This window comes from Pseudomonas sp. KBW05, assembly GCF_003852405.1.
GTDB lineage: Bacteria > Pseudomonadota > Gammaproteobacteria > Pseudomonadales > Pseudomonadaceae > Aquipseudomonas.
In genome coordinates this window covers 168,988-183,112 of sequence record NZ_QAJM01000022.1, presented here as the reverse complement: position 1 = coordinate 183,112, position 14,125 = coordinate 168,988, and the positions used below count along the sequence as shown (strand labels likewise).

Below are 14,125 nucleotides of genomic sequence, written 5' to 3'. Positions count from 1 at the left end.
GCCCGCTCCCACACAAGCCCGTTCCCACATGGGTTTTGTGGTGTCCTTTAGACCGTCTTGGCCATTCTTCCGGCCAACAGCGCCCAGCCAAACAGCAGCACACACACAATAATCAACGGCCACGACCGCCATTGCAGGTACGGCGTGAGGTTGTGCATCGGCACCACTTCACCGTAAAGAATCCCACGCTCAAACTGCGGGATCTGCGCCGTGATCTGCCCGTACGGGTTGATCAGGCCGGTCACGCCATTGTTGGTGGCACGGATCATCCAGCGGCCGGCTTCCAGTGCACGCATCTGCGCCATTTGCAGGTGCTGCAAGGGGCCGATGGACGTGCCGAACCAGGTGTCGTTGCTGATGGTCAGCAACAAGTCGCTGCGGGCGGAAAGACCCGCGGCGAACTCCGGGTACACCACTTCGTAGCAAATGAACGGTGCAATCTGATAGCCCTTGGCCTGCAACATCGGCTGGTCTGCTGGGCCGCGGGCGAAGTCCGACATCGGCAGGTCGAAGAAGGCAATCAGCCCGCGCAGCATGTCTTGCAGCGGCACGTACTCGCCAAACGGCACCAGTTTCTGCTTGAGGTAAGTGCCCTCGCCTTCGCCGACCACGGTGATGCCGTTGAAGTAGCGCTTGTGGTGATGCACTTCCTGGCGAATCGGCACGCCGGTGATCAGCGCGCTGTGCCGGTCGGCGGCGAACTTGCCCATCATCCCCAGGTAGCCTTCAACCGACTCCTTGAGTACCGGCACGGCGGTTTCCGGCCAGATCAGCAGGTCCACCGGCTTGGAGGCGAAGCTCATGTCGCGGTACAGCGCCAGCTGCGCATTGAGCTGCTCGGGGTCCCACTTCATGCTTTGTGCGACGTTGCCCTGGATCGCGGCGACGGTCAGCGGTGCGCCGGACGGCGTGGTCCAGGCGTGATGCTTGAGTGCCAGGCCGATAGCCCATGGTGCCACCAGCAACACCAGGCCCGCGCCGATAAAGGCGTTGCGTTTGCTCGCCAACAGGCGCGGCAGGTTGCACAGTACGGCGGCGGTCAGCGCCAGGGCGAAGGAAATCAGCCACATCCCACCCAGCGGTGCGAGGCCGGTCAGTGGGCCGTCGAGCTGGCTGTAACCAGAGTAGAGCCATGGGAAGCCCGTGAGGAACCAGCCACGAAACGCTTCCTGGCCGACCCACAAGGCGGCAAAGGTCAACGCGTCGGCCAGCGGCGCTTCATTTCGGCGCAGCCAGCGTGCCCACAACCAGGCGGGCAGGGCGAAGAACAGGGCGATGGCGGCGGTAAACGCCAGCATCAGCAGGCCCGCCAGCAGCACCGAAGCGCCGCCGAAGTGGTGGATGCTGTAGTAGATCCAGCTGGTGCCGGCGCCAAACAGGCCGAAACCAAAACACCAGCCACGGCCCAAGGCCTGGCGTGGGCTCAGTTCCCGCAGGCCGATATAGAACAGTCCGACGGCGATCAGCGCAAATGGCCACAGATCGAACGGCGCCAGCGCCAGGGTGGTGATGGCGCCGGCCACCACGGCCAGCAAATTACCGGGCCAGCCGGGGCGGGTCAGACGGCGCATATCAATCCTTAGCGGGCAATAGGGGTCAAGCGGATCAAGTGGATACGACGGCTGTCCGCATTGAGGATGCGGAAGCGGTACGCACCGATCTCGGTGGTTTCGTTGCGTTTTGGCAGATGGCCAAACGCATTCATCACCAGGCCGCCCACGGTGTCGAATTCATCGTCGGAGAATTCGCTGTCGAAGAACTCGTTGAAGTTCTCGATCGGCGTCAGCGCCTTGATCAGGAAATCACCGCTGGGCAGCGGCTTGATGTAACTGTCTTCTTCGACGTCGTGCTCGTCTTCGATGTCGCCGACGATCTGTTCCAGCACGTCTTCAATGGTCACCAGGCCCGCCACGCCGCCGTATTCGTCGATCACGATGGCCATGTGGTTGTGGTTGGCGCGGAACTCGCGCAGCAGCACATTCAGGCGCTTGGATTCGGGCACGAAGGTGGCCGGGCGCAGCAGGTCCTTGATGTTGAAGTTGTCGCCGTTCTCCTTGAGGATCAGCGGCAACAGGTCCTTGGCCAGCAGGACGCCCATGACGTCGTCGTGGCTTTCACCGATCACCGGGTAGCGCGAGTGCGCCGAGTCGATCACGGCCGGGAGGAATTCCCGTGGGGTCTGGGTCGCCTTGATGCTGATCATCTGCGAGCGCGGGACCATGATGTCGCGTACTTGCAGGTCAGCGACCTGGATGGCGCCCTCGACGATGGCCAGCGCTTCGCTGTCCAGCAATTTGTTCTGGTGGGCCTCGCGCAGCAGCTCCAGCAGCTCCTGGCGGTTTTTCGGCTCGTGGGCAAAAGCCTGGGTCAGTTTACCCAGCCATGACTTCTGCCCGTTGCTCGATCGGTCTTCGCTCATAGCGATTACTCTAAATCCTTTGTTGTTTCAGTTGAGTGTCTTAGTTTTCGTCATCTGCGTACGGGTCTGGATGACCCAATTCAGCAAGCAACGTTTGTTCCAGTGTTTCCATTTCCTCGGCTTCGTCATCGTCTATATGGTCGTAACCCAAGAGATGCAAGCAGCCGTGGATGACCAGATGTGCCCAATGGGCTTCCAGTGCCTTGCCTTGTTCCTTTGCCTCGCGCTCGACGACTTCGACGCAGATCACCAGGTCACCCAGCAGTGGGATGTCCAGTAACTCATCAGGCACGTCGGCCGGGAAGGACAGCACGTTGGTCGCGTAATCCTTCTGGCGCCAGGTGTGGTTCAGTTCGCGGCCTTCGGGCTCGTCCACCAGGCGGATAGTCAGCTCCGAGTCGGCGGTGCGCTGGCGCAGGGCCAGGGCGCACCATTGACGGAACTGTGCTTCGCTGGGGGCGGGCGCTTCGGTGGCCAGCTGCAGGTCTAGCTCAAGCATCGCGGCGAGCGTCCTTGGACAAACCATCGTCACGGTGTTCGAAGCGCTCGTAGGCTTCGACGATGCGCTGCACCAGCGGGTGGCGCACCACGTCCTTGGGCGAGAAGTGCGTGAAGCTGATGCCCGGCACGTCCTTGAGCACTTCAATCACATGGCTCAAGCCCGACTTGGTGCCCTTGGGCAGGTCAACCTGGGTGATGTCGCCGGTGATAATGGCCGTGGAGCCAAACCCGATGCGGGTCAGGAACATCTTCATCTGCTCGACCGTGGTGTTCTGGCTTTCGTCGAGGATGATGAAGCTGTTGCTCAAGGTGCGGCCGCGCATGTAGGCCAGCGGGGCGATCTCGATCACCTGGCGCTCGATCAGCTTGGCCACGTATTCAAAACCGAGCATCTCGTACAGCGCGTCGTAGAGCGGGCGCAGGTACGGGTCGATTTTCTGTGCGAGGTCGCCGGGCAGGAAACCGAGCTTTTCGCCCGCTTCGACTGCCGGGCGCACCAGCAGGATGCGGCGCACTTGCTCGCGCTCAAGGGCATCCACGGCACAGGCCACGGCCAGGTAGGTCTTGCCGGTACCGGCGGGGCCGATGCCGAAATTGATGTCGTTACCGAGGATTGCCTTGACGTACTTCTGCTGATTCAAGCCTTTTGGGCGAATCATGCCTTTCTTGGTACGCAGAGCCACGCTGGCTTCAGCTACGGGGTTGTTAGCCAAGTCTTCCACAGCCGATTCCTGCAAATACAGGTGCACGGTTTCTGGCGACAGCTCGCTACCCTTGGTTTCGCGGTAGAGGCGGCGCAGCAGGTTTTCTGCGGATTTGGTGTGCAGGGTTTCACCAATGAGCTCGAACTGATTGCCGCGATTGCGGATCTCGATGCCCAGGCGTTGTTCGATCAGGCGCAGGTGCTCGTCGAATTGTCCGCACAGGTTGGCGAAACGGCGAGCCTCAAACGGCTCGAGGAGAAAACGATGGGGTTCTACGATGGGTGCGTTCAAGGTCGCTTTTAGCCGCCCTTTGGCTGTTGAGGTGAAATAGAGAATAACGCCAGTGGCCGGTGTGCGAAAGCACTTAAATGGGCTGGCTTCACTCTCCAGACCAATGAAGAACCCCTGTGGGAGCTGGCTTGCCTGCGATAGGGCCGGCACATCCAAAATAGAGGCTGCCTGTTGAACCGCTATCGCAGGCAAGCCAGCTCCCACATTTGGTCTTCATTTGTCTTCAGGTTTTTGCGATCAGTTGATCAACGAGCCCCGCAACGAGTGCGGTTGCGCCGCGTCGATGTGCACGTCGGCAAACTGCCCGATCAGGGTCGGATTATCGCAACGGAAGTTGACGATTCGATTGTTCTCGGTGCGCCCTTGCAGCTCGCCCGGATCCTTCTTCGAATAGTCGGTGACCAGGATGCGCTGGATCGAGCCAACCATTTGTCGGCTGATCTCGAACCCTTGCTGATTCAAGCGGTGTTGCAGTGCGTTCAAGCGCTCTTTTTTCAGTTCTTCCGGGGTCTCGTCCACTAGGTCGGCGGCCGGTGTGCCGGGGCGCTGGCTGTAGACGAACGAGTAGGAAAAGTCGAAGCCGACGTCTTCGATCAGCTTCATGGTCTGCTGGAAGTCTTTCTCGGTTTCGCCCGGGAAACCGACGATAAAGTCCGAACTGATGCAGATACCCGGCACCGCCGCGCGCAATTTACGCAGTTTGGATTTGTACTCCAGGGCGGTGTGGTTGCGCTTCATCGCCGACAGGATGCGGTCCGAGCCCGATTGCACCGGCAAGTGCAGGTGTTTGACCAGTTCCGGCACGTCGGCGTGGGCCTGGATCAGGCTGTCGGAGAATTCCAGTGGGTGCGAGGTGGTGTAGCGGATGCGCTCGATGCCTTCGACGGCGGCGACCACGCGGATCAGCTCCGCCAGGTCGGCCAGGCGGCCGTCATGGGTCAGGCCGCGATAGCCGTTGACGTTCTGGCCCAGCAGGGTCACTTCACGCACGCCGTTTTCGGCGAGGTGGATGATTTCCGACAGCACATCATCAAACGGCCGGCTGACTTCTTCGCCGCGGGTGTAGGGCACCACGCAGAAGGTGCAGTACTTGCTGCAACCTTCCATCACCGACACGTAGGCACTCGGCCCGTCGATGCGCGGTTCGGGCAAATGGTCGAACTTTTCTATTTCAGGAAATGACACATCAACCTGCGGCAGCTTGGTGATGCGCGCAGCGTCGATCATTTCCGGCAGGCGGTGCAGGGTTTGCGGGCCGAAGACCACATCGACATAGGGCGCGCGGTCGCGGATCGCGGCGCCTTCCTGGCTGGCCACGCAACCGCCGACGGCGATCACCATCTCCGGGTTCGCCAGTTTCAATTCACGCCAGCGGCCCAGCTGCGAATACACACGGTCCTGGGCCCGCTCGCGGATCGAGCAGGTATTGAGCAGAATCACGTCGGCATCTTCGGCACGGGCGGTGACTTCCAGGGCCTGATGTTCGCCCAGCAGATCGACCATGCGCGAGCTGTCGTACTCGTTCATCTGGCAACCGTGGGTTTCGATGTAAAGCTTCTTGGCCATGGGGATCGTCAACTGGTGGTAAAGAACCGCGCATTATAGGGGGCATGCCCATTGGTTCCTAGCGTTGTGCATCGGGTGCCATGCTATAGTTCGCGCCCTCTTTTATATCCCCGATGTGTTGCTCGCCCACCATGACCAAACGTGAAGCTCCAATCTATAAGGTGATTTTCCTCAACCAGGGCCAGGTGTTCGAAATGTACGCCAAGCAGATCTATCAGAGCGATCTGTGGGGTTTCCTGGAGGTGGAGGAGTTCGTCTTTGGCGAGCGCACCCAGTTGGTCGTCGATCCGGGCGAAGAGAAGCTCAAGGCTCAGTTCGAGGGCGTGGTACGCAGTTTTGTGCCGATGCATTCGATTGTGCGCATCGATGAAGTCGAGCGCCTGGGCACGCCGAAGATCAGCGAGGCGCGGGGCATGGGCAATGTGATGCCGTTTCCGATGCCGATGCCTGAGAAGTAGGGCTTTAGACCGCGTCGCGCCATTCGCGAGCAAGCCCGCTCCCACATTTGACCGAGTTCCAACTTTGGAATGCATTCAAATGTGGGAGCGGGCTTGCTCGCGAAGAGGCCTTCAAAGGCACAAAAGATTTAAGGCAGGGGTGAAAACGGCGAACGCCCATCCGCACTCTGCAATTCCTGCAGATAATTGCGAAAGATCTGCCCCAGCACCTGGGTCGCCACTTCCAACTCATCACGCTGCATGTGTTCGGCCACTTCGTCGGCCGTATCCAGCGCATCCTCGGCACCGTTGACCGCCGCCATTTTCAGCACGATATACGCCTGGACGTTGTTGGCCGGCACGCCTTCGCCATGGAAGAACATGGTGCCCAGCTTGAATTGGGCTTCAGCATGGCCCTGCAACGAGGCTTTCTCGAAGTAGCTCAGGGCTTTGTTGAGGTCGCGGGCGGGGTTCTGGCTGTCGTGGAAGTACTCACCCAACTCGTATTGTGCCTGCGCATCCCCGCCGTCGGCCTGTTTCTGGCACGCGCTCAGGGCTTCGGCCTGGCTGTCTGGCTGGGTATTGAGGGTGCAACGACCCATCGCTGGGATTAACAACGAGTTGCCGCCTGCTTGTGCATGTGCCAGCAGCGGCTGAAGGAGCAACAGGCAGCCCAGAACCAGGGTGCGGCCGGTGCGTTTCATGGGAATCGACTTACCTCTGACGGGGCACGCGGACCCTCGCGGGATCCAATAAGCGCGCATTATGAAATAAGCAGGCCTCTGCTTACAAAGTCTTTACTCGTTTTTCTGCTGGTTGGGCAAGTTATCTGCCGGATTGCAGGTGATTTCTCGAAAAAACCAGGAAATGTCTGTAAGCAAAGTAGCAAATCTGACGCCACCGCGGGCAGCGTCAGAATGTGCATGGGCTTATTTCAAGGCAGCGAACGCGCTCTCGGCGGCATCCAGGGTCAATTTCAGCTCGGCTTCGCCATGGGCGATCGAAGTGAAGCCCGCTTCAAAGGCGCTCGGCGCCAGGTACACGCCGCCTTCCAGCATCAGATGGAAGAAGCGTTTGAACAGGTCGGCATCGCTGCCCATCACGTCATCAAAGGTGACGATATCGTCGGCACCGCTGAAGTACAGGCCGAACATGCCGCCCGCTTGGGTGGTGACAAACGGGATACCGGCGGCATCGGCGCGCTGTTGCAGGCCGTCGAGCAGGCGCGTGGTGTAGTCGGTCAGTTCGGCATGGAAACCCGGGCGGCTGATCAGGCGCAGGGTGGTCAGGCCGGCGGCCATGGCCAGTGGGTTACCGGACAAGGTGCCCGCCTGGTACACCGGACCCAGCGGCGCGATGTGGTGCATGATCTCGCGTTTGCCGCCAAAGCAGCCGACGGGCATGCCGCCACCGATGATCTTGCCGAAGGTGCTCAGGTCCGGCGTCACGCCGTAGTGCGCCTGCGCGCCGCCGAGGGCCACACGGAAACCGGTCATTACTTCGTCGAAGATCAGCACCACGCCGTGCTTGTCGCACTGTTCGCGCAGGCCTTCGAGGAAACCCGGCGCCGGCGGTACGCAGTTCATGTTGCCGGCCACCGGCTCGACGATGATGCAGGCCACGTCCTGGCCCACTTCATTGAGCATCTGCTCGACGGCGGCGATGTCGTTGAACGGCAGGGTCAGGGTGTGTTTAGCAAATGCAGCCGGTACACCGGCCGAGCTCGGCACGCCTTGGGTCAGCAGGCCGGAACCGGCTTTCACCAGCAGGCTGTCGGAGTGGCCGTGGTAGCAGCCTTCGAACTTGATGATGCTGTCGCGGCCGGTGAAACCACGGGCCAGGCGGATCGCGCTCATGGTGGCTTCGGTACCGGAGCTGACCATGCGCACCATTTCCATCGACGGCACGATCGAGCAGACCAGGTCGGCCATCTCGGTTTCCATGGCCGTCGGTGCGCCATAGGACAAGCCGTGCTCCAGTTGCTTGCGCACGGCGTCCAGCACGTCCGGGTGGCTGTGGCCGAGGATCATCGGGCCCCAGGAACCGACGTAATCCACGTAACGCTTGTCATCTTCGTCGGTGACGTAGGCGCCTTCGGCATGCTTGAAGAACAACGGCGTGCCGCCCACGCTCTTGAACGCACGCACGGGGGAGTTCACACCGCCGGGGATGTGTTTCTGGGCATTGGCAAACAGCGTTTCGGAACGGGACATGATTGGGCTCTCTGAAATCAAATCTTAAGAAGGGCGTTGAAGGCGCGGGCGCGGCGCGTGACTTCCTGGGTGCTGTCGGCACCGAACAGGCCGTGGACCACCGCCAGCAGATCGGCCCCGTGGGCCACCAGCGGTGCGGCGTTCTCCAGGGTGATGCCGCCGATCACGCAGATCGGCACCTGCAGGCGCGCGCGGGCCTGGGCGAGCATTTCGACGGTGGCCGCCGGGGCGCCGGGTTTGGTGCTGGAATTGAAGAAGCGACCGAAGGCGACGTAACTGGCGCCCTCGTTCGCAGCCTGTTCGGCCAGTTCAATCTGGCTGTGGCAGGTGCTGCCGATGATCGCCTTGGAACCGAGCAACGCACGGGCCGGCGTCAGCGGGCCGTCGGTCTGGCCCAGGTGCACACCGACGCCCAGGCGCGCGGCCAGTTCGGCGTCGTCATTGATAATCAGCTGGGTCTTGTAGCGCGAGCACAGTTCGCGCAGCTTTTCCGCTTCACGCAGGCGCCGGGCTTCGTCGCTGCTTTTGTCGCGGTACTGCAACAGGGTCACGCCACCGTCCAACGCCGCTTCGACGTAGGCGAGGAATTTGCCGGCCAACAGCTGGCTGTCGGTAATGGCGTAAAGGCCACGTAGTTTCATCGGGCAAGCCCCTTGGTCTTACGAGCAGAAATCCAGCGGCAGGCGGCGCGGTACAAACTGGCCCTGGCCGAGTTGTTCGGCGTCACGCAGGGTGCGCCAAGTGTAGTTGAGGGCCGATTGCACAGCGCTGACCAGGCCTTCGCCCTGGGCGATTCGCCCCGCCAGCGCACTGGCCAGCGTGCAGCCCGAACCGTGATAACTGCCCGGCAGGCGCTGGCAGGTAAAGGTCTGCTGCGTGCCGTCGCGGCTATACAGACGGTTATGCACTTCATGCTCGTCGCCATGCCCGCCGGTGATCAGCAGGTGCCTGATATACGGCAGCAGCTTCGCGGCGCATTCATCCGCGGTGCCGTCCGGCAGCTCGGCGAGGATGCGCGCTTCGGGCAGGTTTGGTGTGGCAATCAGCGACAGCGGCAACAACCGCTCGCGCATGGCATAGCCGACTTCATCCTTGCCCAGGCTGCCACCGCCACCGGCGCGCAGCACCGGGTCGCACACCACCGGCAGGTGCGGGTGCGCCTGCAGCAGTTCGACCACGGTATCGACCATGGCGGTGGAACCGAGCATGCCCAGCTTGACCGCCGCGACTTCGGAGTCGCCCAGTACGGCATTGGCCTGAGCCAGCACCCACTCGCGGTCGAGCACGCGGAAATCGCTGACATTGACGGTGTTCTGCACGGTCAGGGCGGTGACGGCCGGAGCCGCATGGCAGCCTTGGGCGAGCAGGGCTTCGATATCTGCCTGCAGGCCGGCGCCACCACTGGGGTCATGGCCGGAGAGACAGAGGACAACGGGGCGAGAGCTGTAGATATTCATGGTGCGCGAGCTTACCACCAAACGCTTTTTGCGTGGCTGTCTGGCGATGGTTGAATTTCGCCCCGCGTGTGGCACTTTTTTGGCGCTCGTCAGGTACGGAAAAATGCTCTGAAAGTACCGTCCTAGAGCCTTTGTAAAATTTATTTACATGGCCTCTAGTGGCCTTTAGCAGCTATGCTAGAGTGGATCCAAATTACTAACAGTATCGCCGGTATACGTCTTCTCAAAAGGAATGGGGGCTTTTTGACATAACCGGACAGGCCACGCTGGGGCTCTATGCGCTATTTTTTGATCTTATTGTTGTGCGGGTTGCCGCTGCTCGCCAACGCCATCGGGTTCAACCAGGACACGCGAAGCCTGCCCCTGGGCCGAGTGATGCAAGTGCTCGAAGACCCCACCGACGCCCTTACCATCGCCGAAGTCAGCTCCCCCGCTTACACCGCCCAGTTCAAGCCCCACGACAAAGCCACCCTCAATGCCGGTTATTCGCGTTCGGTGTTCTGGCTCAAGATCGACCTGCATTACCAGGCCAAGGATCCCCGCGCGCCACGCACCTGGTTTCTCGAGTTGGCCTACCCGCCGCTCAATCACCTGGACCTGTACCAGAGCGACAGCACCGGCACCTACCGCCTTAGCACCCGTACCGGCAGCGCGCTGCCGTTTTCCAGCCGGGAAGTGCGCCAGAGCAACTACCTGTTCAAGCTCAATTTCGTGCCCGACCAGCAGGAGACGATCTACCTGCGCCTGCAAAGTGAAGGTTCGATCCAGGCGCCACTGACCCTCTGGGCCGGCACCGCCTACCTGGAACAGCAGCCGCTGCGCCTCTACGTGTTGGGCGCGATCTACGGCGTCTTGCTGGGCATGTTGATCTACAACCTGTTCATCTACCTGAGCGTGCGCGACACCAGTTACCTCTATTACATCCTCTATATCGCCTCGTTCGGTTTGTACCAACTGTCGGTCAACGGCGTGGCCGTGGAGTATTTCTGGCCGAACAACCCGTGGTGGACGAATGCCGCGGTGCCGTTCCTGATTGGCTCGGCGGCGCTGTTCGGCAGCTTGTTCGCGCGCAGCTTCCTGCATACCGCGCAGCACAGCCGATGGCTCGACCGCATCTTGCTGGTGCTGGCCGCGTGCGGCGCGCTGGTGATGGCGCTGGCGCTGCTGACCAGTTACGCCGTGGCCCTGCGCCTGGCGACCGGCCTGGCGCTGGTGTTCACCGTGACCATCTTTATTGCCGCGATCAAAGCCTGGCTGTGCGGCCAGCGCATGGCGCGGTATTTCATCATTGCCTGGTCGGCCTTCCTGCTCGGTGGGGTGGTGAACACCATGATGGTATTGGGCTACCTGCCCAACGTCTTCCTCACCATGTACGCCAGCCAGATCGGCTCGGCCATCGAGGTAGCACTGTTGTCCCTGGCCCTGGCGGATCGCATCAACGGCATGCGCGAGCAGCAGGCGCAGATCCTGTTCGATGCCAGCCAGAAACTTGAAGTGCTCAACCAGCAACTGGCCCGCAGCAACCGGCTCAAGGACGAATTTCTCGCCACCTTGACCCACGAACTGCGCACCCCGATGAACGGCGTGATCGGTTCCCTCGAACTGATGCAAACCGTTCCCCTGGACGACGACCTCGCGCAGTACCAGCAGACTGCCGCCGGCTCGGCACGGGACATGATGCGCATGGTCAACGGCATCCTCACCCTCACCGAGCTGCAAGCCGGCCGACTCACCGCCCAGCCGCAAGTGTTCAGCCTGCGCGGCGTGCTCGATACCCTGCGCCAGCAATTCAGCGCCAGCGCGCAAAGCAAGGGCCTGGCGTTTTCCATTGATGTGGCGGATGAACTGCCGGACCGGGTGATCGGCGATGCGGACAAGCTGACTCAGTGCCTGGATTGCCTGCTGGATAACGCCTTCAAGTTCACCCATCAGGGCGCCGTACGCGTGCGTGTAGTCGGTATGCCCGATGGCGCGGGTGCGCTGCGCCTGAGCTTTATCGTCACCGACAGTGGCATCGGCTTTGCCTTTCTCGACGAGGCCACGCTGTACCAGCGCTTCTTCCAGCTCGACGGTTCGACCACCCGTGAATACGGTGGCCTGGGCATTGGCCTGGCGATTTGCCGGCAGTTGATCGAGTTATTGGGCGGGCGCCTGACCCATCATTCCGAACCGCTCAAGGGCAGTCGCTTCCAGTTGGAAGTCGAGGTCAAGCCGGTGCCGTCCGAGCCGAAAGCCGCCGGGCCGATCCCGCAGCGCGCGCCGCAGGATTGCGCAGTGCTATTGGTGGATGACAACAGCGTCGGCCAGTTGGCGGTGCGCGGCATGCTGCTCAAGCTCGGTTACCGGGTCAAAACCGTGGACAGCGGCCCAGCGGCATTGGCGGCCTTGCAGGCGGAAACGTTCGAGGCGGTATTGCTGGATGTGCCTGAAGGCGGCTTCTCGTTGTGTTGTCAGATCCGTGCCTTGCCCGGCTGCGGTGAGCTGCCGGTCATAGCCCTGAGTTCATCGCTGAATACCTCAGACCGTGAGCGCTGCCACGGCATCGGCATCACCGAACGGCTGGCCAAACCCGTGCGTTTCGAGGCGTTGCAAGCGGTGCTGGAGCGCTGTGTGCTGTGCCAGGTCGAGGGCGAAAGCGCCGGACATTAGGCGCCTATGCCACTTTTTTAAGCGCAGTGCCGGTGCTTAACTGAAATTCAGGCCGCCAATGACCGTGGCCTTTTTTCCAGGAGGCCCGTCATGAACCTGCATCAGTTCGCCGAAACCCACGACGTCACCAACCAGCCGCCGTCCCTGGACGGCATCAACCTGTTCCGCATCGACGTGCCCTTGCAAGAGTGGTCGCGGCGCTTTGGCGCCGGCTGGGCCGAGGCGCGCCTGGATGCCTACGGTGCGCTGGCCGGTGGCCCGCTGATGGCGGCCGGGTTCCTGGCGAATCAAAACAAGCCGGTGTTCAACAGCCACGATCGTTATGGCCATCGCATCGACCTGGTGGAGTTCCACCCGGCCTACCACGAGCTGATGCGCACGGCCGTCGAGCACGGCCTGCCATCGATGCCATGGGCGCATCCGCAGGCGGGCGCCCACGTGGCCCGCGCCGGCTTGACCTACCTGCACAGCCAGGCCGAAGCCGGCACCGGTTGCCCGTTGACCATGACCTTCGCCTGTGTGCCGGCCCTGCGGCTGCAACCCGACTTGGCGGACATCTGGCTGCCGAAAATCCTCAACACCGAATACGATCCACGCAACGTCGGCATCGCCCATAAAGCCGGGGCCACCATCGGCATGGCCATGACCGAGAAGCAGGGCGGCACCGACGTGCGCGCCAACACCACCCGCGCGTTTCCGGTGGGCGCCGGCGGCCCCGGGCAGGCGTATGAGCTGGTAGGGCACAAATGGTTCTGCTCGGCACCGATGTGCGATGCCTTCCTGACCCTGGCCCAGACCGACAAGGGCCTCACCTGTTTCCTGCTGCCCCGGCACCGCCCGGATGACACGCGTAACGAGTTCTATATCCAGCGCCTGAAAAACAAACTCGGCAACTGCTCCAACGCCTCCAGCGAAGTGGAGTTCCGTGGCGCCCTGGCGTGGATGATTGGCGAAGAAGGCCGTGGCGTACCGACCATCATCGAAATGGTCGCCATGACCCGCTTCGATTGCATGGTCGGCTCCAGCGCCCTGATGCGCCAGGCACTCACCCAGGCCAGCCATCATTGCGCCCATCGGACGGTGGGCGGTCGTGTACTCAGCGAACAGCCGTTGATGCAAAACGTCCTCGCCGACCTGGCGCTGGAGAGCGAAGCGGCGCTGGCGCTGAGCATGCGCATGGGTCGTGCGCTGGATCACCTTGGGGATGAACAGGAAGCCAAGTTCGCCCGGCTGGTGACGGCGGTGGGCAAGTACTGGATCTGCAAGCGCGCGCCGGCAATGATCAACGAAGCCGCCGAGTGCATGGGCGGTGCCGGGTATGTCGAGGACAGCATCCTGCCGCGCCTGTACCGTGAGGCACCGGTGAATTCGACGTGGGAAGGTTCCGGCAATGTGCAGTGCCTGGATGTGCTGCGCGCGCTGTCGAAAGAGCTGGGGGTGTTGGAGGCGTTGTTTGTCGAGCTGGGGGATGGGCACGGTGACAAGCAGTTGGCGCGGCATATCGAGCAGTTGAAGTCGGCGTTTATGGACACCCAGGACATCCAGTACCGTGCGCGGCAACTCACCGAGGACATCGCCGTGGCGTTGCAGGCCAAGCTGTTGCTGGAGGCGGGGAATGGGGCGGTCAGTGATGGGTTTATTGCCAGTCGCCTCGGCGAATCGTCCGGCCGCGTTTATGGCACGTTGCCGCGTGGGGTGGATGTGGAAACCATCGTCACGAGGTCCACCCCCAACCTCTCTGAATAAACACGATCAAAATGTGGGAGCGGGCTTGCTCGCGAATGCGGTGTATCAGTCACCTATTCAGTAGCTGACCCACCGCATTCGCGAGCAAGCCCGCTCCCACATTATTAATCGCATTCCAATTGCACTGTTTCAGTAGGCCCGG

At 61.7% G+C, this 14,125-nt stretch carries 12 protein-coding genes; 3 read left to right on the top strand and 9 right to left on the bottom strand.

All coding sequences use genetic code 11. From position 1 onward, the window contains the following. Positions 1 to 47: 47 nt before the first annotated feature. The 5 genes from lnt to miaB all read right to left on the bottom strand — a co-directional run bounded on the left by lnt (position 48) and on the right by miaB (position 5,481). Positions 48 to 1,571, bottom strand: coding sequence for an apolipoprotein N-acyltransferase (lnt, locus tag DBR46_RS21730; RefSeq protein WP_124527849.1), 1,524 nt, complete (start codon positions 1,569 to 1,571; stop codon positions 48 to 50). Between the two features lie 8 nt (positions 1,572 to 1,579). Then, the gene (locus DBR46_RS21725; RefSeq protein ID WP_017735641.1) at positions 1,580 to 2,419 is read right to left on the bottom strand and encodes an HlyC/CorC family transporter; all 840 of its coding nucleotides are present in this window, start codon (positions 2,417 to 2,419) and stop codon (positions 1,580 to 1,582) included. Between the two features lie 40 nt (positions 2,420 to 2,459). Next, positions 2,460 to 2,918, bottom strand: coding sequence for an rRNA maturation RNase YbeY (gene ybeY / locus DBR46_RS21720; protein ID WP_124527848.1), 459 nt, complete (start codon positions 2,916 to 2,918; stop codon positions 2,460 to 2,462). After that, a complete protein-coding gene (locus tag DBR46_RS21715; RefSeq protein ID WP_124527847.1) occupies positions 2,911 to 3,915 on the bottom strand; it encodes a PhoH family protein in 1,005 nt (334 codons plus the stop codon). The genes ybeY and DBR46_RS21715 overlap by 8 nt, the downstream gene beginning before the upstream one ends. A 237-nt stretch (positions 3,916 to 4,152) precedes the next feature. Continuing rightward, positions 4,153 to 5,481, bottom strand: a complete 1,329-nt coding sequence (gene miaB / locus DBR46_RS21710; protein WP_124527846.1) for a tRNA (N6-isopentenyl adenosine(37)-C2)-methylthiotransferase MiaB — start codon at positions 5,479 to 5,481, stop codon at positions 4,153 to 4,155. A 131-nt stretch (positions 5,482 to 5,612) separates the two neighbouring features. Between miaB and DBR46_RS21705 the strand changes: the two genes are divergently transcribed. Continuing rightward, entirely contained in the window at positions 5,613 to 5,939 is a 327-nt protein-coding gene (locus DBR46_RS21705; RefSeq protein WP_017735645.1) for a DUF1820 family protein, read from the top strand. Between the two features lie 128 nt (positions 5,940 to 6,067). Here the strand turns inward: DBR46_RS21705 and DBR46_RS21700 are convergent, their stop codons facing one another. The 4 genes from DBR46_RS21700 to DBR46_RS21685 all read right to left on the bottom strand — a co-directional run bounded on the left by DBR46_RS21700 (position 6,068) and on the right by DBR46_RS21685 (position 9,588). After that, positions 6,068 to 6,622 carry a tetratricopeptide repeat protein gene (locus DBR46_RS21700; RefSeq protein WP_124527845.1) on the bottom strand — a complete coding sequence of 185 codons (555 nt, stop codon included), beginning with the start codon at positions 6,620 to 6,622 and terminating at the stop codon, positions 6,068 to 6,070. Positions 6,623 to 6,847: 225 nt separating this feature from the next. Beyond that, positions 6,848 to 8,131, bottom strand: a complete 1,284-nt coding sequence (gene hemL, locus DBR46_RS21695; protein ID WP_124527844.1) for a glutamate-1-semialdehyde 2,1-aminomutase — start codon at positions 8,129 to 8,131, stop codon at positions 6,848 to 6,850. Between the two features lie 17 nt (positions 8,132 to 8,148). Next, positions 8,149 to 8,772: a thiamine phosphate synthase gene (gene thiE / locus DBR46_RS21690; RefSeq protein WP_124527843.1), complete on the bottom strand. Its 624-nt coding sequence runs from the start codon at positions 8,770 to 8,772 to the stop codon at positions 8,149 to 8,151. 18 nt (positions 8,773 to 8,790) lie between these two features. Then, a complete protein-coding gene (locus DBR46_RS21685; protein WP_124527842.1) occupies positions 8,791 to 9,588 on the bottom strand; it encodes a hydroxymethylpyrimidine/phosphomethylpyrimidine kinase in 798 nt (265 codons plus the stop codon). 276 nt (positions 9,589 to 9,864) lie between these two features. Between DBR46_RS21685 and DBR46_RS21680 the strand changes: the two genes are divergently transcribed. Together DBR46_RS21680 and DBR46_RS21675 are read left to right on the top strand one after the other, a co-directional pair. Beyond that, complete coding sequence (locus DBR46_RS21680) at positions 9,865 to 12,237, top strand: hybrid sensor histidine kinase/response regulator (protein ID WP_124527841.1); 2,373 nt, start codon at positions 9,865 to 9,867, stop codon at positions 12,235 to 12,237. A gap of 90 nt (positions 12,238 to 12,327) precedes the next feature. After that, a complete protein-coding gene (locus DBR46_RS21675) occupies positions 12,328 to 13,983 on the top strand; it encodes an acyl-CoA dehydrogenase family protein (RefSeq protein WP_124527840.1) in 1,656 nt (551 codons plus the stop codon). Positions 13,984 to 14,125: the final 142 nt, after the last annotated feature.